This window comes from Mediterraneibacter sp. 210702-DFI.5.30 (assembly GCF_020560115.1).
Taxonomy (GTDB): domain Bacteria; phylum Bacillota; class Clostridia; order Lachnospirales; family Lachnospiraceae; genus Mediterraneibacter; species Mediterraneibacter faecis.
The window spans coordinates 119,955-141,446 of sequence record NZ_JAJCME010000003.1; the positions used below are offsets into that span (position 1 = coordinate 119,955).

A 21,492-nucleotide genomic window follows, 5' to 3' on the forward strand; every position below is an offset into this window, starting at 1 on the left:
TTTCCAAATTATATAACTACTCGCTTTTATTATTAAGAAAGTTTCTTAATAACCTTTGCTGGATTCCCAGCTATTATGCAATTATCTTCAAATCTACCGCTTACTACAGCTCCTGCTCCAACCACACAATTATCTCCCAAAACCGTTCCTTTTAAGATAATGCTGTTGCATCCAATAAAGCAATTTTTACCTATTATTACTTCTTTCATCGGAATAATATCAGTAAGTTCCCCTGGATGATCTGCATAGATTTGTTCAAGTCTTAAATTAGAATCTATTGGATGAAAATCGTTATCAATTATCTTTGCATTTCCACCTATCAACGTATTGTCTCCAATATAAATCTTCTTTCGTGCATATATTGTTGCCCCGGAAATGCCTACATGATCTCCAATTTTAATTTCTGCTCCATGTGTACGCGTCACAATAATTGTTCTTGAATACAATCCTACTAAATTACTTAAAAAGCTACTATTGATTGTTACATTTTCACCAATTTCAATTGTTGCACCTTTTTTGTTGAAAACAATCGGCATGCCTTTCAATAGCAAGTTTTTTCCATACTGCACTTTGGTCATTTTCATCAATACTTTGAACCAATTGCTACTCATAAATTCTTCCCTTCACTAGCTTATTATTGTAAAGTAAACTGCTTTGAACACTTCCCATCCATAAGACTCTATCCAATATATTTTTGAATATCCATTTCCTATGTATGCTTCATACTTTTCCTTGGCTCGTCTTATTACTTTTTTCATGTTTGTGTTTGTACTGACACCATCAGCAACAAAGTTAGTTATCACTTTATCAATTACTCTGATTTTCACACCTTTTTTTCGCATCTTGAGATATAAATCAAAGTCTGCATACGCACGAAACTTCTCATTAAATTTATATTTTTTATAAAGTTTTGTACTCATAAACATGCTTGGGTGATTCCAATGGCGGCTGGTTACTATTCCTTTTTCATCATTTTTAGACATTTTATTAGTAATTGTTCCATTTGGATTCACATAATGTAATCCCCCATATGTCAAATCAAAGCTATCCTCTTCATAGAATTTATTAATATTCTCCAATGCATCTAGTTCATACCAGTCTCCTGCATTAAGAAATGAAATAAAATCACCTTCTGCGAGATCTATTCCTTTATTCATTGCATTATAAATCCCATTATCTTTTTCGCTCACAATTTTCAAGGTAATATTCTTTTCTTCAAAATGCTTGGAATACTTTCTTATAATCTCTACTGTTTTATCACTGGATTTTCCATCGATAATGAGATATTCATAAGGAGTATATGTTTGATTCAAAACGGATTTTATGGTTTTTTCAATTACATCTTCTGCATTAAATACAGCAGTTACAACCGTAAACTTTAAGCTCATCCCTTAACCTTCTCCTTACTTTTAGAACAATCCTTCTTTATTACAATCATTGAACCAATCTCTAAAGCTCTCTTCTAATGTATAATGGAATTTATAATCTGAAGCTGCTAATTTCTTTCCACAAATATTAGTTGAAACCATCAATTTCTTTACACGATCTGGATGAATTCCAACTTTTTTTCCACCAATCGGACCTAATACAGAAGCAGCAAACATTAACAGACCTCCTGGAATCAATGGAATATTTCGTTTCATATTTATTGCTTTCTGCATTGTAGTACATATTTCTTCAATCGTATAAGCTGGCTCAAATGTACAATTAAAAATATCTGTTCCAACAAAATCATTATCAATCATCCTGTATTTAAAGAATCTGACCAATTCTTTCACATAAATGCTAGCTTTTACTGTATCCTTTCTTCCGGCATAGAAGAAATATCTTTTTTTCTGTCCTTTATATAAGCGGGTCATATTTCCATGTTCACCTTTTCCGTATACGATTCCCGGACGAACAATTGTCAGCTCCCTCTTCTCATCTTTTACCTGCCACATTTGATGTATTTTTTCTGCTACTAATTTACTGATTCCGTAAGGTGTGTTCGGTGTCGGTAATGTTTTCTCTGTTTTCAATTCTTCTGCAGCACCATAAGGAGCAATAGAACTTGTAAATAGTATTTTCTTAATATTATGTTTTTCAGCAAAGGCTGTTACATTTTCCGCGCCTCTGATGTTAGTTTCAAAATATGCGTGATCCGGATGTCCCGGTGTACGATGAACCGCAGCAAGGTTAAAAATAATATCATCCTTCGTAGGTTCAAAATCAAACTCAATTGCTTGTCTTACATCTAATCTGATATATTCAACGCCTTCATTTTTTTCTACGATTCCAGGTACAACACCTTCTTCTCCAGGCATAACAATATCCAAATCGTATATTTTATCACCCGGTTTTAAACATTCATCTTTTAATAAATGAATCAAATGAGTTCCTATAAATCCTGAACCACCAAAAATAATATAATTCATCTTTTTTTCCTCACATTTCTTTTAAATCATATCTTTCTATTTACTGATGAAAGTTTCTATTTATTAACCTTCCTCACAACTTCCAGCCCCACCGTCACCTTCGTCTTTCTTCCCAAAAACTCCAGTTCCAGCACTGCTGTCCGTTTATGCCGGTCAATCTTCATGACCTTCCCCTGATAATCTTTCAGAGGTCCGTCTGTTACAACCAACTCGGATCCAACCAGATATCCTTCGGACATCTTCAGAATCCTCTCATCACCCGTGTACCTCTGAAGGAATTCTACTTCCTCCTGATACAGCGGAATTGCTCCATCATCATCACCAAGTGTTTTTGCAAACTCCGGAATTCTTTTCAGAAGTTTCTGAAGTTCCTGCGGATGGTCACTGACAAAGAAGAGGTATCCAGGCAATAAATGAGCCAGCTGTTTTGTTGGCTGGCCTTTTACTTTTCTATATTTTTCATACGTTGGGATAAAGCATTCCTCGTATGCATCCGGATGATAATGACGGAATGTCTTACATAACTCCAGAACTCTGTCTTCCTGTCCACTTCGCACCCATACTGCATACCACATAATTTTATTCACTCAACTTTCCCTGATTTTAAGTGCGCTTCGCCATATCACAGGGAATTTCATGAAACATATCGTTTCTTTCTCTGTGACTCTCTTCTTTCCCTATGACCATATACACTGGAAACGCGGCGATGCGACGATTTCTTCCTGTATAATCCTGCCTGCCGCTCACCTGATTCCGATAAACTGCAGGGAATCATTTCTATCTATCTCAATTACTCTTAATTTCCTGACATCCTGCTTCTACCTGTAATTCTCCGTTCACTTTCCGAACATTGAATACAAGCGGATGTTCTTTTCCCCACTGTGGGTCTTCCTGATCTTTCTGATTCCATTCCTTCCATATATTAATGAAACTGTTATGGATCAGATTTTCTGCTTCCAGACGCGCCTGAACTGCTTCGTCATAATCTTCAAAAAGTCCGACATAATACCGTTTCCCTTTGAATCCGATATCCACGCGGTAACGGTTGCTGCTCTTCAGATAAAAGACACCTCGGAAACCACTTTCATTGTCTCTTCGTTTCTTTCTCTTCTCCAGAACTTCCACACAGGTTCCATCGACAAGGTGTCTTCTCTGTGCAATCTGCTTCTGGTTCTTGTCTTTCAGACATCCACAGCTTCTGTTATTGCCATTCATCAATGCACCTGCTGATACATCGATCTCATTCCCACATTCACAGACACAATGCCAGTACACAGAACCTCTATGGTCTCTGCGTTCTGTCGGATACATGGCAGTAAGTAGTCCAAACTTCTGTCCACTTAGATCTCTGGGGCTTCTTCCCATACTCATTCCTATCCTTATTCTGTTTTTGAATTTCGTAGAGTATACAACTCTACGAATTCATTTATAGTTAATTTACGGTTTAAAAAGACTTTAATCATTGATATCTTACTCTCATTATACGTTCAAGTCAAGGCAGAAATGTCGAAATTTGTGTATTCTTATCAATAATACGCGAAAATTTAATCGTTTTCATCACACAGCACTGCTTATTTTTTGTGATTATTGACTTATTTACCGTCAAAAAAATGGTCAAAATGGAGGAGAAAAACATGCCACGAAAAGGAGAAAATATTTACAAAAGAAAGGACGGACGCTGGGAAGCCAGATACATTTATGCATTCAAAGAAGATGGAAGTCCCAGATACCGTTCTATCTATGCAGCAGATTATTTAACTGTTAAGAAAAAGCAAAATGATGCAAAGAGAAAGATGGATCCACGTCTTTTTCAAAGTGTCCGCATGAAGAAGAACATTTCCTTTTATGGACTGCTTTGGTTGGAACGGCTGAAGCCTTTCAGCAAGGAATCTACTTATGTAAGATACCATTATCTTTTCAGTCACTATATCAGTCCTATGATTGGTGATCGCCTTGTCTATACGTTCAGTAATAAAGATTGTGAAGTATTTCTGAACAAGTTGTTGCTTTCAGGAAAAAGTGATGGTTCCGGATTGGCTCCGAAAACAGTTACCGATATCCGTTCTGTTGTCAAATTGATTTTAAAAACTGCTGAAAAGGAAGGGGAACTGTCTCTTTGTAATCCGGAACTTTGTCTTGTTAAGCCTGTCAGAAAACCGCTTCGGATTCTCTCTTTAAAGGAACAGCAAGCCTTGCAGGACTACTTATTAGGGAATCTGACACATAAAAACATCGGGACGCTGATTGCACTATATACAGGAGTACGTCTTGGGGAACTTTGTGCAATGCAGTGGAAGGATATTCATTTTCAGGAACAATATCTGGAAATATCTAAGACTTTACACAGAGTTAAGGATCACACAGATGATTCGGAACATAATACAAAAATCATTATCACTCCACCAAAAACAGAAAGCTCCATCCGTAATATTCCGATTCCGGATTTCCTGTTTGAGATCTTGCAGCAATACGTCCAATCTCACACGATAGATCCCGAAGCATATATCCTCACTGGAAAGAAGATGAGTTTTCGCGAGCCGCGGTCGATCGAATATTATTTCAAAAAAACTTTGAAAAAATGTCAGATCGAACCACTTCATTTTCATTGTCTGCGACATACTTTTGCAACACGTTGCGTAGAACTTGGGTTCGATATGAAGACATTAAGTGAGATTTTAGGACACTCCAATATTAACACAACTCTAAACCGGTATGTGCATCCTTCTATGGAGCAGAAACAACAAAACATGGATAAGCTAAACGCTGTATTTACCGTCAAATAATTGGTCATATCTTTTAAAAACCCCATAAATTCAACTTAATTTCATTTTTTTCGTAGAGTTGTATACTCTACGAAATTTATAACTGTTCAGAGTCAAGCAAAATTTCAAAAAACAGGTTTAAAATGCATAGCATTTTGGAGGTTGGCTCTGGCCAGTTACCATTTTCCCTTATACATGAAAAGAGCCTTAATATCTTCCACAATACCCTCGTATCATTCAGATATTAAAGCTCTTTTTATTCCTTTTATTTTTCTTTTCTTATACCACAGCTTCTATGATCGTCTTAGAATCCACTTCTACCTGCTGCACTCCGATTTCTTTCTTCTGATAAAAGCATGCGGACAGCTCATATCAATATTAAACTCTGCTGCACATTTTCCTACTTAAGATTCTACCATTGCACCTTATAAAAGGCAAGTTTGTTATTTTCTGTCTTGTTCTGTAAAAAATACATTTTATCGTCCACTCTCCGCCCTGCCCTCCTTGAATTTTCTCCTGAAAAATGGTATAACGTTAAATGTATAATGATTAATCTGTTAATTCTAATTAATCAATTCGCGTTACCGTCCGATTTCTTAAGACGGTTAAAAATTAATTCACACTGAGGAGAAGAAAATGACGAACATCGAAATGTTAGAAAACACACTCCCGATTGCACCTCTGAAACTGATTGCTATGGAGAGCTGCAAACCTCTGGGACAGAAGGTAAATGATTATATTGTTTCCTTCCGTGAGAACACGATCAACGAAGTAACAGAATCCCCACTTTACAGAAACTATAAGGCCAACAATTACCAGGTAGACTGTAGTTGTCCGAGATTCGGTTCCGGTGAAGCTAAGGGTATCCTGAAAGAGACAATCCGTGGTACTGATCTTTTTATCATGACTGATGTATGCAACTACAGCCTGACCTACACAGTAAACGGACATCTTAACCATATGTCTCCAGATGACCATTATCAGGATCTGAAGAGAATTATCGCTGCTGCAACAGGTAAGGCTCGCCGTATCAATGTTATCATGCCTTTCCTTTACGAAAGCAGACAGCACAAGCGTACAAGAAGAGAGTCTCTGGACTGTGCTCTTGCACTGGAAGAACTGGACGCAATGGGCGTTTCCAACATCATTACATTTGATGCTCATGACCCACGTGTACAGAATGCAATTCCACTTAGTGGATTTGACAGCTTTAACCCGCAGTATCAGTTCTTAAAAGCACTGTTCCGTGAAGTACCAGATCTGAAAGCTGACAAAGAACACCTGATGATCATCAGCCCGGATGAAGGAGCTATGCACCGTGCAGTATACTTCTCTAACGTACTTGGTGTTGATATGGGTATGTTCTACAAACGCCGTGACTACTCTACAGTTGTAAACGGAAAGAACCCGATCGTTGCCCATGAATTCCTCGGTGATGATGTGACAGGAAAGGATGTTCTTATCGTTGACGATATGATCTCTTCCGGAGAAAGTATGCTTGATGTTGCAAAACAGCTGAAAGAGCGTAAGGCCGGACGTGTCTTTGTATGTACAACATTCGGACTGTTCACAGACGGATTTGATAAATTCGATGAGTATTACAATAAGGGATATATCAGTAAAGTTATTACAACAAACCTTACATATCTCCCACCGGAACTTTATGAGAAACCTTACTTTGTAAAAGCTGATATGAGTAAATTTATCGCACTGATCATTGATTCCCTGAACCATGATGTGCCGATCAGCTCTGTTATCAGCCCGACAGATAAGATTCATGCTCTTCTTGAGAAGCGTGAAAAAGGACTTCTGTAAAAATCTATAAAAATACCTGCAAGATGTCAAAATTGATATCTGCAGGTATTTTTTTAATACTTAAATTATTTTATTTCATCTCCGCAACGCGGTCCTGAATCGTCTTATTGAAATTCTCAATCTGTCTGGAATAAGGCTCATTCATGAACTTGCTGTTCAGCATGAAGTCTGCTGTTGCAAGGTTGTTCGCAACCGGAATATCATATACTACTGCGATTCTAAGAAGTGCCTTAACGTCCGGGTCATGTGGCTGTGCCTCTAACGGATCCCACAAAAAGATCATGAAATCAATCTGTCCTTCTACGATCTTCGCACCGATCTGCTGGTCTCCACCAAGTGGACCACTGCAGTATCCTTTTACCGGAAGTCCTGTTTTCTCTGCGATCAGACGGGCTGTTGTTCCTGTTCCGCATAGGAAATGTCCCTGTAATACTTCTTTATTTCTATCACACCATTCAATCAGTTCTTTCTTCTTTCCATCATGGGCTACGAGTGCAATGTGTTTTGCTTTTCCAATTTCCATTGTTACAAAATTATCTGTAAGCATTTTCGTGTCCTCCTTCAAGTCTTCCTGTTGTTGATTTTTATATTCTTCAACAGTTTTTTCTCTGATGTCTATTATATTTTCTTTTCCCTGTTACTTCAACCTGTTTTGTTGATTCTTAACAGAATTTTTACGGTTACCATTCACAAATTTTTACTCTTCCGTATTTCGATGTTCTTCATCATAGAATTTCATCAACGCCTGTGTTCCGAGATCTCCGTATCCTTCCTGCTCAAGTTCTTCGTAATTGGCAAGAACCATACTGAGTACATCAAGGGAAAGTCCTTTTCTGTTCGCTTCGATCAGTGCAAGCTTCATATCTTTGATGAAGTGTTTCATAAAGAATCCCGGTGCATAATCATCTTTTAAGATCTTTGGTCCGAATGTGTCAAGCTGCTTGCTTCCTGCTGCCCCAGTCGCAACGGACTTCATGAATACTTCCGGATCCAGTCCCTGTTCTTTTGCATAAGTAAGTGCCTCGCACACACCGGACAGTGTTCCGGCGATCATGATCTGGTTCGCCAGCTTGCAGTGCTGTCCGCATCCAGCCTTACCCTGATAATTAATGTTTGTTCCCATTGCTTCAAAGAGTGGCATACAGGCTTCGTAATCTTCTTTCTCTCCGCCAACAAGGATGGACAATGTTCCGGCTTTCGCTCCTGTATCTCCGCCTGTGACAGGTGCATCCATCACATGGAAGCCTCGCTTTGTGCCTTCCGCGTAGATCTTCTCAGCAATCTGCGGACTTGTTGTTGTCATATCGATCAGATAAGCACCTTTCTTTGCACTGTCTAAGATATTCCCCTGGTCAAAGTATACTTCTTCTACATCCTGTGGGAAACCGACAATTGTGATAACTGCATCACAATCCTGCACGCAATCCTTGATCGACTCATGGAACTGTGCTCCTTCGCCGATCACATCTTCTACTTTACTCTTTGTTCTTGCATAGATATGTAATTCAAATCCGGCTTTCATGAGATTTCTGACCATGGATTTTCCCATGATTCCTACACCGATAAAACCTACTTTATTCATCTGCTTTATTCCTCCTGTCTAAGATAGCTCCCATGTTATCACACAGGAGCCATTCTTATCATTTTCTATTTTCAACTATCTTTCTTCTTTTGTCACAACTTCGCCCTGTTTTTTGTAAATACTGTTTGCCGGAACGAATCCTCGTACAGAGGAAAGTGGATAGATGTTACTGTGATTTCCAACAACTGTTCCCGGATTCAGAACGCTTCCGCATCCTACTTCTACTTCATCTCCAAGCATTGCGCCGAACTTCTTCATGCCTGTCTCAATCTTCTCTTCTCCGGCTTTTACCACAACAAGTTTCTTATCTGATTTTACGTTAGATGTAATTGATCCGGCTCCCATATGAGATTTGTATCCAAGAACAGAATCACCTACATAATTATAGTGCGGAACCTGAACTTTATTAAAAAGGATCACGTTTTTAAGCTCCGTGGAATTTCCTACAACAGCTCCTTCTCCTACGATCGCATTTCCACGGATAAATGCACAGTGACGAACCTCTGCATCCTTTCCGATGATTGCCGGTCCATTGATAAATGCAGTCGGAGCAACCTTTGCAGATTTCGCTACCCATACATTTTCTCCGCGTTTCTCGTATTCATCTTCGCTTAATGTAGCTCCAAGCTCAAGGATGAAGCTGCTGATCTTCGGAAGTACTTCCCACGGATAAGTAACTCCGTTGAAGATATCTTTTGCGATTGTCTGGTCTAATGAATAATTTTCTTTTACTGTTAATGCTTCTAACATGGTAATTCCTTTCTGCCGGCTAGAACCGACTTACATTTATGTCTTATTATTGTGTCATTTACTTTTGTTTCCTGTTTTTGTTCTACCTGTCGTTTTATTACTATTTACAGACGGATAAAACCCAGCGGCTTTTTCATAGCAGGCTCTAAGCTGATATTGATTGTTCAGCCCTTTCACCCCAACGGTTCTGCTGGTGATGAAATGATCGAGTTTTCTCATATATTCATCTGATGTGATGGAACCTTCTGCCACATAGTTCAGCCCCTTCTCCCAGCTTGCTGTAAGTTCCGGGTTCAAAAGTGACCGGATGGAATGATCAACAACATCATAGATCATCTCTCCCTGCAGCGTCGGTGTGATCACCTGTGTCTTCTTGTTCAATGCGAGATACTTGATATTCACAAGCTTTTTCAGAATCTCTGCTCTTGTCGCACTTGTTCCGATCCCGCTTCCTTTGATCTGGGCACGGAGTTCTTCGTCCTCGATCAGCTGTCCTGCATTCTCCATTGCAAGGATCATAGAACCGGAATTGTAACGCTTCGGAGGTGAGGTCTCTCCTTCTTTGATATCCAATGCTCTGACCTGAAGGACTGCACCCTTCTTTAATGACTTGATCACTTCGAACAATCCGGTGTCCAGGCTTTGATCGGAAGAATCGGAACCTGCCTCGTCATTTGTATCATTATTATTATTCTCACTGTTTCCATTACTGCTATCTTTTGTGGCTGTCTGAGAAGCTTTCTTCTTCGGAATGCCTGCCACTTTCAGATAACCTTCCTCAGCAAGTACTTTGAAGCTTGAGAAGAAGCTTTCTTCTTTGATCTTCGTCACGATAGCAACCTTCTGGTAAACTGCCGGCGGATAGAAGATACTTAGGAATCTTCGCACGATCAGATCGTACACGCCTTTTGCAGTAGAGGATACGGTATTTAGTGCATTCAATCCTTGTCCTGTAGGAATGATTGCATAATGGTCTGTGATCTGCTTGTCATTCACATAACGTGTCTTGGCAAGTGTCTTATAGCTTCCGAAACTCAGGATATCCTGCATATACGGTGCAGCCATCGGATATTTTGACAGCCCGTTCAGATTTCTTGTGATTTCCTTTGCCACTGCGGTAGACAGAACACGGGCATCTGTTCTCGGATAAGTCACAAGCTTCTTTTCATACAACTCCTGCACGATTCGCAATGTCTCATCCGGACTGATCTTAAATCTCTTGGAGCAATCATTCTGAAGCTCCGCCAGGTTATATAAAAGAGGGGGATTCTTCTTCTCTTTCTTTTTCTCAATCGACTCGATCCTGCAGTTCAATCCTGACTGTCCCTGTATTCCTGCTACATTTACAGACTCGTCATCCGGTGTCTGCAGGTATTGAATCAATTCTTCCGCTTTCTTGCGCTCCTTGAATCCATTTTCCTTATAAAGGTCATAGGACTCAAAATAGCGGGAGCCTTTCACTGCTCTCCACTCACCCTCGAACGTATGCCCCTGTGCATCAATTGTGCTGAGTACACGGTAAAACGGTGTCTTGACGAAATCACGGATCTCACGTTCTCTGCGCACAACCATGCCAAGAACACACGTCATAACACGTCCTACAGATACAACGGAATACTTCGTTTGCAGAAAATTTGAAATACTGTTGCCATATTTCAAGGTCAGCAGACGGGAGAAGTTGATTCCCATCAGATAATCTTCTTTGGCGCGCAAGTATGCGGATGCTCCGAGATTATCATACTCTGACAGATCTTTGGCTTCACGGATTCCTCGAAGAATCTCTTCTTCTGTCTGGGAATCGATCCACACTCTCCGGCGCTTTTTCCCCTCAACGTGTGCTTCCTGTTCCACGAGACGATAGATATATTCTCCCTCTCGCCCGGAGTCGGTACAGACATAGATCGTATCGACATCTTCCCGGTTCAGGATCCCACTGACAATCTGGAACTGCTTTGCCACTGACGGAATGACTTCGTATTTGAATTCTTCCGGGATAAATGGCAGCGTCTGCAAGTTCCATTTCTTAAGTGCCGGATCATATTCCTCCGGATAGCTCATCGTCACCAGATGGCCGACGCACCAGGTGACGATGGCTTCGTCTGACTCAAGATATCCGTCCCGTCGTTTTGTATTTAGTTTCAATGCTTTTGCGAATTCCTGGGCAACGCTCGGTTTCTCCGCAATGTATACTGATTTTCCCATAAACTAGTTATCTATCTTCCATTCAATTATTTTACACGAAATCTGTAGGCAGTGCGGGTATCGTATTTCTCACCTTTCTTACAGATCGGTCCCGGGAAGTTCTCGTGGTGGATCGCATCCGGATAGTACTGTGTCTCCAGACAGATCGCATCTCTCATCTCATAAACCGCTCCGTCTCTTCCTTTCACTCCGTCAAGGAAGTTCGCAGTATAGATCTGCACTCCCGGAAGGTCTGTCAGTACACTCATATGGATTCCACTTTCATCCCCAGCCACTTCTGCTACTTTATCAAATTCGCCTTCATTTTTCAATACCCAGTTGTGGTCGTATCCATTTCCGAATACCAGCGGTTCATAGTCTACTCCAATGTCTTTTCCGATTGTCTTATCTGTTCTGAAATCCATCGGAGTTCCTTCCACACTGCGGATCTCACCTGTCGGAATGGATGCTGCGTCTGCCGGTGTAAATGCATCCGCATTCAGCCATAATGTATGATTCAGAACGTCTCCGCTCTTATGTCCGTTCAGGTTAAAGTAACTGTGATTTGTCATATTGATGATCGTATCCTGATCCGGCTCTGCTTCGTAGTGGATCATCAAAGTATTCTCTTCATCCAGAGAATAGGTCACTTTCATAACAAGTGCTCCCGGATATCCCTGATCCCCATCCGGGCTGTCCATCTCAAATGTTACATGAGTATCATCTGCATCCACAACCTTCCACATTCTTCCGTGATAGAAATCAAGTCCGCTGTGCAAGTTGTTCTCTCCGTCATTCTTTGTCAAGTGATATTCTGTTCCATTGATCTCGATCACTGCCCCACCGATACGGTTTGCGTTACGTCCGACAGATGCTCCGAATGCATTTCCAAGTCCGGCTTCATATCCGGTTGCATCATCATATCCAAGTGTCACTTCTACCGGATTGTTATCTTTATCCGGAACAAGTACGCTTGTCAGCGTTGCTCCGAAGTCAGATACGCTGATCTGCATTCCTGCTTCATTTTCCAGTGTATATACGGTAGCCAATTCCCCTTTCGATGTCTTTCCAAAGTCTTTTTTCTGTAACGGTTTCATCTTTCTCTGCTCCTCCATCTCTCGTCCTTCTATTGTTTTTTTCTGAAAATCTTCAGTACGGTTGTTAAGAATCCTTCTTTTTTCTTCTTCGGCACATTGGCTGCAGCCGGACGTTTTGCCTGTGATGCTTCTCTCATAAAGGTCTCCTGTGCATTCACAAGACTTGCTCCGTCTTCCACCGGTTTCTTCACATATGTTCCGTCACTTGTCATCGCACGGGCTTTCACATTGTCAGAAAGCATTACATGAAGCTGATGGAACAGGCGTTTCCGAATCTCTACATCATAGACCGGGCACGCGACTTCTACACGCTTCTCTGTATTTCTTGTCATCATATCAGCAGATCCAATATAAACTGTTGCATCTGCTCCTTTTCCGAAGACGAAAAGTCTTGGATGCTCCAGATATCTTCCGACGATACTTGTCACACGCAGATTCTCTGTCTTTCCCTTGATTCCCGGGAGGATACAGCAGATCCCACGCACGATCAGATCTATCTTCACCCCTGCCTGAGATGCTTCTGTTACTTTTCGAATGAAATCCATGTCCGTAACAGAATTCATTTTCATAATGATTCTTCCGTTCTCACCTTTTGCAATTTCTTCATCCATCAAGGCAAGTACTTTCTGTTTCAGGCTTGTCGGTGAAACAATCAGATGCTTGTAAACTCCATTCAGATTGCTGATCGACATATTCTGGAAAAAGACTGCTGCGTCTTCACCAATCTCTTGTCTGCTTGTCATCAGCGAGTAATCGGTATACATCTTCGCTGTCTTTTCGTTATAATTTCCGGTTCCAATCTGTGTAATGTAATGAATTCCGGTACGGTTTCTGTATGTGATCAGGCAGATCTTGGAGTGTACCTTATAACCCTCGAATCCGTACAGAACACGGCATCCGGCCTCTTCCAGACGCTCGGACCAGTCAATGTTGTTCTGCTCATCAAAACGTGCTCTCAGCTCGATCAGGACCGTAACCTCTTTTCCATTCTCAGCCGCTGCGCAGAGATATTCTACAAGTCGTGCTTTCTTCGCCAGACGGTAGATTGTGATCTTGATCGTAAGAACTTCCGGGTCTGTTGATGCTTCTTTGATCAGCTGAAGGAACGGTTCCATGCTTTCGTATGGATAGCAAAGGAGTACATCTTTCTTCTTTATCTGCGGAATCACCTTACCCTCTGCAAGCATGGAAGACGGCTGCGGAGAAAATGGTACATCCACGAGCGTTGTTTTCTTCGAATCCGGAAGTTTATCAGCGATTGCAAAGATAAAGTCCAGCTTCATCGGCATCTTTGTTCGGAAAATGCATTCCGGATGGATATTGAATTTCTCACAGAAATATTTCTCCATCTCTTTACTCAGAGAATTGGCTGCCTCAAGACGGACAACGGCCATCCTTCTTCTCTTATGAAGTGTCTCCTGCATCACATGACGGAAATCTCCGCTGTCTGCATAAGCTTCATCATCCGGTGATACATCTGCATTTCTCGTTACACGTATATAGTTCTTGTCTGAAATCTGATACTGGTCAAAAACAAGATCAATAAATTCCAGGATAATCTTTTCCATACGGATATAACGGATGTCATACCCCGGAAGATAGAGAATATTAGAAATATATTGTGGTACCGGGATGATTCCGAGCATCGTCTTTTCTCCCTGCTTCAAATTCGCAACCACATACAGTTCTTTACTTAACAGATGTGGGAACGGATGGTTCGCATCTACGATCTGTGGGGAAAGCACCGGCATTACTTCTTCTTTGAAATATTTCTTTACAAACTTCTTCTCCTGCTGTTCCAGTTCCTTGAAGTCAAGACCGCAGACACCATACGGACTTAACTGTTTCTTGATCTCTGCATATGTCTTATCTCGTTCCTTGTAAAGTGGGGAAACAGCTCGATAAATTGCATCTAACTGCTGTTTTGCTGTCATACCGGATCGCTGATCGATCTTTTTGCTGTCTGCTGATGCCATATCATACAGACTTCCTACGCGGATCATAAAAAACTCGTCTAAGTTACTTGTGAAAATAGCTACGAATTTCATACGTTCCATCAAAGGAACTGTCTCGTCCCGTGCTTCTTCGAGAACGCGCTGATTGAACCGAAGCCACGATAATTCACGGTTCTGAGTTTCTTCTAAAATCTCTCTCATATAACTCAACTCCCTTTTCTCTCTTCTTTTAACAAGTCGATTTATTTTTATTACTGTTCAAGATACTTCAGCATTTCTTCTGTCTTTCGCTCCATCAGATGATATCCATGCTCATAAAATGCATGCAGGACATCCGGATGCTGTTCGAGCCGTGATACTGGTTTTACATGTGGACGAAGGACGTAGATCTCTCCACGCTTCTCAAGCTGATCCAGATAATTCATCGTCTTATTATAGATAAAACTTCTTCTGAAGATTGTCCGGACTGCATTCGGATAGGACTTATATGCCTGTCTGTAAAGCTTCTGCACTGCCGGTGAGATCACTTTCTTACGATAGCCCTGATTTCTCGTCAAGATCACTATGATCTTCTCATTCCCAAGCTTCTGTGCACGACGGATCGGAACAGAATCTGCAAGTCCGCCATCCAGATACGGGACACCGTCAATATTCACCATCGGAGTCACAAGCGGCATACTGCTTGATGCACGACAGATCTTCATCAATCGGTCAGGATCTTCTGTTTCCGTCATATATTCTGCATTTCCAGTCAGACAGTTTGTCGTTACCAGCTCACAGTGCATCTCTGACTGAAAATATGTATCAAAATCAAATGGGATCAGTTCATTCGGATATTTATCAAAAATCAAATCCATATTCATCAGACTTTTCTCCCTGATCGTATCTTTCACTCCATTAATATACTTCATATCTTTTGTATTCGGAATCATACAGTCCCTTGTACGTCCCGGCTGTCTGGAAACATAATCTACTGCATTACATGCGCCGGCAGACACACCGATCACATCTGAAAAATAAATATCCTGTTCCATAAGGTAATCCAGAGCACCAGAAGTAAATATGCCTCTTGTTGCTCCACCTTCCAGTACGATTGTTGCTTTCTTAAGTGCCATGGTTTCTCCTCTTTTCTACTGCTATTTATATTGTGAGATTCTTAGTAACATTATAACTTTTTACAATGGAAAGAACAAGGATTAGTTCTTATACATTTTCACACAGTTTGCCCTGCTTTTTCGTATGCATTTTTCTATTTCAGTACTTGTCAGCACCCTTTCTTCTATGTTAATATATGGATTGGTATGTTCTTATTCACACGTATTTGAAAAAGGACAATTATAACAACGTAATCACAATTCTAATTTATTTACAAGGAGACTTTCAAATGATTAGTGCAAATAATGTAACCCTTCGCGTCGGGAAAAAGGCGCTGTTTGAAGATGTTAACATCAAATTCACAGAGGGGAACTGTTACGGAATGATCGGTGCGAATGGTGCCGGTAAATCTACATTTCTTAAGATTCTTTCCGGACAGCTTGAGCCGACATCCGGTGATGTAGTTATCTCCCCGGGCGAGAGACTTTCTTTCCTTCAGCAGGATCATTTCAAATATGACGAATTCCCTGTTCTTGATACAGTTATCATGGGAAATGCACGTCTGTATGAAATCATGAAAGAGAAAGAAGAAATTTACGCAAAAGAAGATTTCACAGATGAAGACGGAATCAAAGCAAGTGAGCTGGAAGCTGAGTTCGCTACAATGGATGGATGGGAAGCAGAATCTGATGCTGCCAACCTTCTGAACGGACTTGGTATCGAGACAGAGCTTCATTATAAACTGATGAAAGACCTGACAGGTTCTGAGAAGGTTAAGGTTCTTCTTGCACAGGCACTGTTCGGAAACCCGGATATCCTGCTTCTTGACGAGCCTACCAACCACTTGGATCTTGATGCGATCGCATGGCTGGAAGAATTCCTGATCAACTTTGACAACACTGTTATCGTTGTATCCCATGACCGTTACTTCCTGAACAAGGTATGTACACAGATTGCCGATATCGATTACGGCAAGATCCAGCTTTACGCAGGAAACTACGACTTCTGGTACGAGTCAAGCCAGCTGCTGATCCGTCAGATGAAAGAGGCCAACAAGAAAAAAGAAGAAAAGATCAAAGAGCTGCAGGAATTTATTTCCCGATTCAGTGCGAACGCTTCCAAGTCCAAACAGGCTACTTCCAGAAAGCGTGCCCTGGAGAAAATCCAGCTTGATGAGATCAGACCTTCCAGCCGTAAATATCCTTACATCGACTTCCGTCCGAACCGTGAGATTGGTAATGAAGTTCTCACTGTAGAAGGACTTTCCAAGACAATTGACGGCGAGAAGATTCTTGATAATCTTACATTCACACTTGGCCGTGAGGATAAAGTTGCTTTTGTTGGTGGAAATGAGTTTGCTAAGACAATCCTCTTCAAGATCCTGATCGGCGAGATGGAACCGGATGAGGGAACATATAAATGGGGAGTTACAACTTCTCAGGCTTACTTCCCGAAAGATTTCGGCGGAGAATTCGACAATGACTACAATATCACAGAATGGCTGACACAGTACTCTGAGGAAAAGGATGTAACTTATGTTCGTGGATTCCTTGGAAGAATGCTCTTCTCCGGTGAAGACGGAGTGAAGAAAGTTGCTGTACTTTCCGGTGGTGAGAAGGTTCGCTGCCTGCTCTCCAAGATGATGATCTCAGGAGCAAATGTACTGCTTCTTGATGAGCCAACAAACCACCTGGATATGGAGTCTATCACAGCACTCAACAACGGTCTGATCAAGTTCCCTGGAGTACTTCTCTTTACTTCCAGAGACCACCAGATCGTACAGACAACAGCGAACCGTATCATGGAGATTGTTCCGGGCGGTAAGCTGATCGATAAGATCACAACTTACGATGAATATCTTGAGAGCGATGAGATGGCAAGAAAGAGACAGACTTACTCTGTACAGACAGATGATGAGGATTAAGATATAATTAAGAGCCAGAACAGACACCGTGTGTTGTGCCTGTCCTGGCTCTTTCTAATATTTATCAATTATTCACTCCATGGTGCGCTGCCACACTATCAACGGTCAGTCCTTTGAATGTGTATCCCTGACTTCTATAGTAATCAATAATCTGTGGCAATGCCTGTACGGTTGTATCTTTTGCATCTGTATCATGCATCAGAATATCAACATGATTTGCCGTGCAGGATGTTGCGTTGGAAACCAGCTTTTCTACCGGCACATTATTTCCGCTTGCGTCAGTAGAATCACAGTTCCAGTCAAAATACTGATATCCTTTGTCTCTCACTGCTTTCGTAAGTGTTGTCATCAATCCTTTGACATATTTTGCACTGATGGTGTTGCTGGATCCTCCCGGGAAACGAATGATCATGGATTTTGTTCCTGTGATACTCTCTACCAGATCCGATACTTTCTGCAGATCTGCGAAGTATGCATCTTCAGATGCGTAAACTGTTGCATAATCGTGTGTATAGGTATGAAGTCCGATCGAATGTCCTTCGGAAAAGGCTCTTTTTATCATATCATCATGTTCCTGATTATTTCCTGTAACGAAAAAGGTTGCCTTTGCATTTTTTTCTTTCAGGATATCAAGAATCTCTCCGGTATTCTCTGACGGACCATCATCGAAAGTCAGATAAACAACTTTCTCATTCCAATCCGGATTCTTCTTCACTTTGATCTTTCGCTCAATCTTTGTCTCATTTCCGGAACGGTCTTTTGCAAGATAGGTGACAATATAGGTTCCCGGTGTCGCAAAATCCACTTTGTCAGCACCCTGTACTTCCAATGTTGGCTCTGGATCCATATCATCCTTTATCGTAACCCCTTCATTCAAGTCCATCGTATCGCCCTGTGCAAGTTCTTTATCATCTGCTCCTTCAATAGTCGGTCCTGTTGTATCCTCTTCCAGATTCAGTGTTGATTTACCTTCTGTTTTATGACCGTCACTATCTGTTGCAGCAACAGTTACTTCGTATTTTCCTTTCTTCTCCCAGGAATCCTGTCCGACAAATTCAAGTGTGACATCTGATGCATCTTTTACTGATTCTACAAAATCTTCCGGCTTGATATCTTTCGGAAGTTCTGTTGTATAACTGTCTTTCATTTTAAGCTCAGGTGCTTTTGTATCCTTAACTTCGACTTCAGCTTTTACTTTTTGTTTACCATAGACATAGTAAACCGTATATTTTCCTTCTTTATTCGTATCTACTTTGCCTTCTGTCTTCACATCTTTCGCTTTTCCACCAACAACGAAACGGATGTTGGACATCAGATCCATACTTTCTTTCTTTTCCTGCGCGATCACTTTACTCCGTAATACAATCGGATTCATTTTAAAATAAGTAAATGTTGAAACTGCCGGAACTAATACAACGAGCAGAATCAATACGATTGCAATTCTCCTTCGTCTCTTGAGGCGTCGAATGCGTTGTTCATTCCTCTTGCGTCTCTCCCACTCTTTTCTAATGGAATCTGTGCTTTTTCCCATCGCGCTATAATGTTCGTAAAACGCTTGTTCTTTCTTGCGTTCTTTTTCTTCTTTTGTTTCTTTAGACCACATGCTTATCCCTTTTTTTCTTTTCTATTCTTAGAATCAGGGGACAATCAAAATTGTCCCCTGACTTTTTCTTCCATATTAATCATAGCATTCCTTTTTTGCAGAAACAAGGGAACTCCATCAATCCTAATGATTTATTAAGAATCTTAAAGATTGTTCTTTAGATTTCTTCATCTTTCCAGTGTTTCAGACGCTTTACTGCATCTGGATTCTGTTTCTCAAGTCTTCGCTCCAGCCGCTCTCTTCGCTCTTCAATATGCTCAACAATCTCTGGATGCTCTTTCAGAAGACGATCTCTAAGTTTTCTTCTTCTACGCTCGATTAATTCAATGACGAGTTTTTTGTTTTCTTTTACATCACTTGGAAGATCATCTAAGTGAAGTTCCATTCTGCGGAGCAACTCATCTTCATCAAGTGCTCCAAGTGAATTCCAAAATTCCAGTTTTTCTTTGATTCCTTCATCGGAAAGTTTTTCGAGATCTGTAATCTCATGGATCTGCTTCACAATAGAAAGCACTCGTTTCTCAATTTCTTTGACTGCATCATCACCAAATGCCCATGCAAACTCTTCCAATGTATTTTCTTCTTCTGCAGGAAGGGAAAAATATTCTCTTCGCTTAAGTTTTTCGAGATCTTCTTCTGGAATATCCAATGGGCAAGGCTGCTCAATCCCCGCATCATGAAGTGCCGCAAGAATTGTTCTTCGCACAGCACCTTCTTTTATCAAATGTCCGATTCCAAGCTTTCTCATCTGATCGTTAACTTCTCTGGAATGTTCTGTGATATAGAACTTAATTCCACGTTTTTTCAGACTTGCTGCAAGCATTTCGAGTGCATCTGCCGCTGTAATATCCAGGCTGTTGATTGCTGATGCGTCCAGAATTACGACCTTTGTATCCTCTTTGATGCTGTTTTCAATATCTGAAACCAGCACTTTGATATTTGCAAAGAAAAGGTTCTCACTAAATCTGTAAATAATCACATGCTTGATTGGATATGCAAAACGGTTTCTCTCCAGATCATAATAAACTTCTTTTCCCGGAATCATTCCACGGAAAGATCTCGGAGGGTTTGTAGCCCTTAAAATCACTGCTACAAAAGATAACAGAATTCCGATCACAACTCCGTAAATCGTACCAAGGAACAGCACACCGATCCCTGCTGCAATAAAAATATAGAATTCGTTTCTGCTTACTTTAAATAAGCGTACTGCAAGATGTGTCTCTACAACATTCATCAGTGCAGAGATTACGATTGCCGTCAATACCGGAACCGGAAGATATTCGATAAATCCGGTTGCACCTATAAGTACAACTGCCATGGTCAATCCCGCTGTAATGGATACAACCTGTGTCTTTCCTCCATACTGTTCATTCATGGAAGTCCTGGAAATACTTCCATTTACCGGGCAGCATCCAACTGCACCGGCAGCAAGATTTCCTGCGGCACAGGCAAGGATTTCCTGACGGTCATCCAGTTCATATCCGTTTTTGGATGCAAAATTGTTCTCTGACAAAAGTGTCTCTGCCATGATCACAACAGCAACCATAAGTGCTCTTCCCACGGCCTGTGTAAGATTGATTCCTGTAAAATCCGGGAAAATAAGCCGCGGAAGCCCTGGTTGAACTGCCTGCAGGAGAACTACACCATACTGGTTTACATGAAAGACAATTGTCGAGAGAACTCCGGCAATCATAATAACGATTGCCATCGGGAACTTTGGAATCAGTTTTTTGGATACAATCAAGATTACAAGTGCTCCAATTCCCATTCCAAAGGACAACCAGTTTATCTTTGTGATTGCCAGAAAAATATGTTCTGCAAGTTCTATGAATTCTCCAGTCCCCGCCGGGCTTCCCATCAGTTTCGGAATCTGCATCATAATAATTGTCACTGCAATACCACTGATAAATCCGCCCATAACCGGTGTCGAGATAAAATCAACAATCTTATCTGCATGTAAAAGATAAAACAACAATAACCAGAGTCCTGTAAACAATGCGATCAATGGTACATACTGCAATGCCTGGGCTGATTCTGCCGTCACTCCAAGTGTTGCCAGTGCAGCTCCGACAATTGCCGCCGGTGCCGCATCTACTCCGAAGATAAACTGTTTTGAAGTTGAGAGCATGGCAAATAGCAGGATCGGCAGAACAGATCCATAAAGTCCATACACCGCCGGAACACCTGCGATCTGTGCATACCCCATAGAGATTGGGATTGAGACCGCTGCCATGATAATTCCGCTTAAAATATCTTTTGGCAAATATTCTTTTTTATAATTTTTTAATGTTGAAAATATTTTTACAGACACTTT

At 41.0% G+C, this 21,492-nt stretch carries 17 protein-coding genes; 3 read left to right on the forward strand and 14 right to left on the reverse strand.

Annotated elements, in window-relative coordinates; genetic code table 11:
• Window positions 1-32: 32 nt before the first annotated feature.
• The 5 genes from LI126_RS04245 to LI126_RS04265 form a co-directional block, all read right to left on the reverse strand.
• Window positions 33-611 carry an acyltransferase gene (locus LI126_RS04245; protein ID WP_227164904.1) on the reverse strand — a complete coding sequence of 193 codons (579 nt, stop codon included), beginning with the start codon at window positions 609-611 and terminating at the stop codon, window positions 33-35.
• Window positions 612-626: 15 nt separating this feature from the next.
• Window positions 627-1,388 (reverse strand): glycosyltransferase family 2 protein, encoded by a 762-nt coding sequence (locus LI126_RS04250; protein WP_227164905.1) that lies wholly within the window; start codon window positions 1,386-1,388, stop codon window positions 627-629.
• A 21-nt stretch (window positions 1,389-1,409) separates the two neighbouring features.
• Window positions 1,410-2,414, reverse strand: a complete 1,005-nt coding sequence (locus tag LI126_RS04255; protein WP_227164906.1) for an NAD-dependent epimerase/dehydratase family protein — start codon at window positions 2,412-2,414, stop codon at window positions 1,410-1,412.
• Window positions 2,415-2,470: 56 nt separating this feature from the next.
• On the reverse strand, window positions 2,471-3,001 hold the full coding sequence (loaP, locus tag LI126_RS04260) for an antiterminator LoaP (RefSeq protein ID WP_227164907.1): 531 nt from the start codon (window positions 2,999-3,001) through the stop codon (window positions 2,471-2,473).
• 199 nt (window positions 3,002-3,200) lie between these two features.
• Window positions 3,201-3,779: a hypothetical protein gene (locus tag LI126_RS04265; RefSeq protein ID WP_227164908.1), complete on the reverse strand. Its 579-nt coding sequence runs from the start codon at window positions 3,777-3,779 to the stop codon at window positions 3,201-3,203.
• A gap of 269 nt (window positions 3,780-4,048) precedes the next feature.
• Between LI126_RS04265 and LI126_RS04270 the strand changes: the two genes are divergently transcribed.
• Both LI126_RS04270 and LI126_RS04275 read left to right on the forward strand, forming a co-directional pair.
• A complete protein-coding gene (locus LI126_RS04270) occupies window positions 4,049-5,197 on the forward strand; it encodes a tyrosine-type recombinase/integrase (RefSeq protein ID WP_227164909.1) in 1,149 nt (382 codons plus the stop codon).
• A 615-nt stretch (window positions 5,198-5,812) separates the two neighbouring features.
• Window positions 5,813-6,991 carry a ribose-phosphate pyrophosphokinase gene (locus LI126_RS04275; RefSeq protein ID WP_055148109.1) on the forward strand — a complete coding sequence of 393 codons (1,179 nt, stop codon included), beginning with the start codon at window positions 5,813-5,815 and terminating at the stop codon, window positions 6,989-6,991.
• Window positions 6,992-7,061: 70 nt separating this feature from the next.
• On the opposite strand, the gene LI126_RS04280 is transcribed toward LI126_RS04275, so the two are convergent.
• From LI126_RS04280 to LI126_RS04310, 7 genes are all read right to left on the reverse strand, one after another.
• Window positions 7,062-7,538 carry a methylglyoxal synthase gene (locus tag LI126_RS04280; protein WP_020435679.1) on the reverse strand — a complete coding sequence of 159 codons (477 nt, stop codon included), beginning with the start codon at window positions 7,536-7,538 and terminating at the stop codon, window positions 7,062-7,064.
• 150 nt (window positions 7,539-7,688) lie between these two features.
• The gene (locus LI126_RS04285; RefSeq protein ID WP_227164910.1) at window positions 7,689-8,573 is read right to left on the reverse strand and encodes an NAD(P)-dependent oxidoreductase; all 885 of its coding nucleotides are present in this window, start codon (window positions 8,571-8,573) and stop codon (window positions 7,689-7,691) included.
• A 75-nt stretch (window positions 8,574-8,648) separates the two neighbouring features.
• The gene (locus LI126_RS04290; RefSeq protein ID WP_055171022.1) at window positions 8,649-9,323 is read right to left on the reverse strand and encodes an acyltransferase; all 675 of its coding nucleotides are present in this window, start codon (window positions 9,321-9,323) and stop codon (window positions 8,649-8,651) included.
• Window positions 9,324-9,377: 54 nt separating this feature from the next.
• Window positions 9,378-11,525 (reverse strand): DNA topoisomerase, encoded by a 2,148-nt coding sequence (locus tag LI126_RS04295; protein ID WP_227164911.1) that lies wholly within the window; start codon window positions 11,523-11,525, stop codon window positions 9,378-9,380.
• 26 nt (window positions 11,526-11,551) lie between these two features.
• The gene (locus LI126_RS04300; RefSeq protein WP_227164912.1) at window positions 11,552-12,601 is read right to left on the reverse strand and encodes an aldose epimerase family protein; all 1,050 of its coding nucleotides are present in this window, start codon (window positions 12,599-12,601) and stop codon (window positions 11,552-11,554) included.
• 29 nt (window positions 12,602-12,630) lie between these two features.
• Entirely contained in the window at window positions 12,631-14,757 is a 2,127-nt protein-coding gene (ppk1, locus tag LI126_RS04305; RefSeq protein ID WP_227164913.1) for a polyphosphate kinase 1, read from the reverse strand.
• A 50-nt stretch (window positions 14,758-14,807) separates the two neighbouring features.
• Window positions 14,808-15,671 carry a patatin-like phospholipase family protein gene (locus LI126_RS04310; protein ID WP_226865630.1) on the reverse strand — a complete coding sequence of 288 codons (864 nt, stop codon included), beginning with the start codon at window positions 15,669-15,671 and terminating at the stop codon, window positions 14,808-14,810.
• 269 nt (window positions 15,672-15,940) lie between these two features.
• Between LI126_RS04310 and LI126_RS04315 the strand changes: the two genes are divergently transcribed.
• The gene (locus LI126_RS04315) at window positions 15,941-17,575 is read left to right on the forward strand and encodes an ABC-F family ATP-binding cassette domain-containing protein (RefSeq protein ID WP_015529731.1); all 1,635 of its coding nucleotides are present in this window, start codon (window positions 15,941-15,943) and stop codon (window positions 17,573-17,575) included.
• Window positions 17,576-17,639: 64 nt separating this feature from the next.
• On the opposite strand, the gene LI126_RS04320 is transcribed toward LI126_RS04315, so the two are convergent.
• Window positions 17,640-19,178: a polysaccharide deacetylase gene (locus LI126_RS04320; RefSeq protein ID WP_227164914.1), complete on the reverse strand. Its 1,539-nt coding sequence runs from the start codon at window positions 19,176-19,178 to the stop codon at window positions 17,640-17,642.
• A gap of 157 nt (window positions 19,179-19,335) precedes the next feature.
• Window positions 19,336-21,489, reverse strand: coding sequence for a SulP family inorganic anion transporter (locus tag LI126_RS04325; RefSeq protein WP_227164915.1), 2,154 nt, complete (start codon window positions 21,487-21,489; stop codon window positions 19,336-19,338).
• Window positions 21,490-21,492 lie beyond the last annotated feature (3 nt).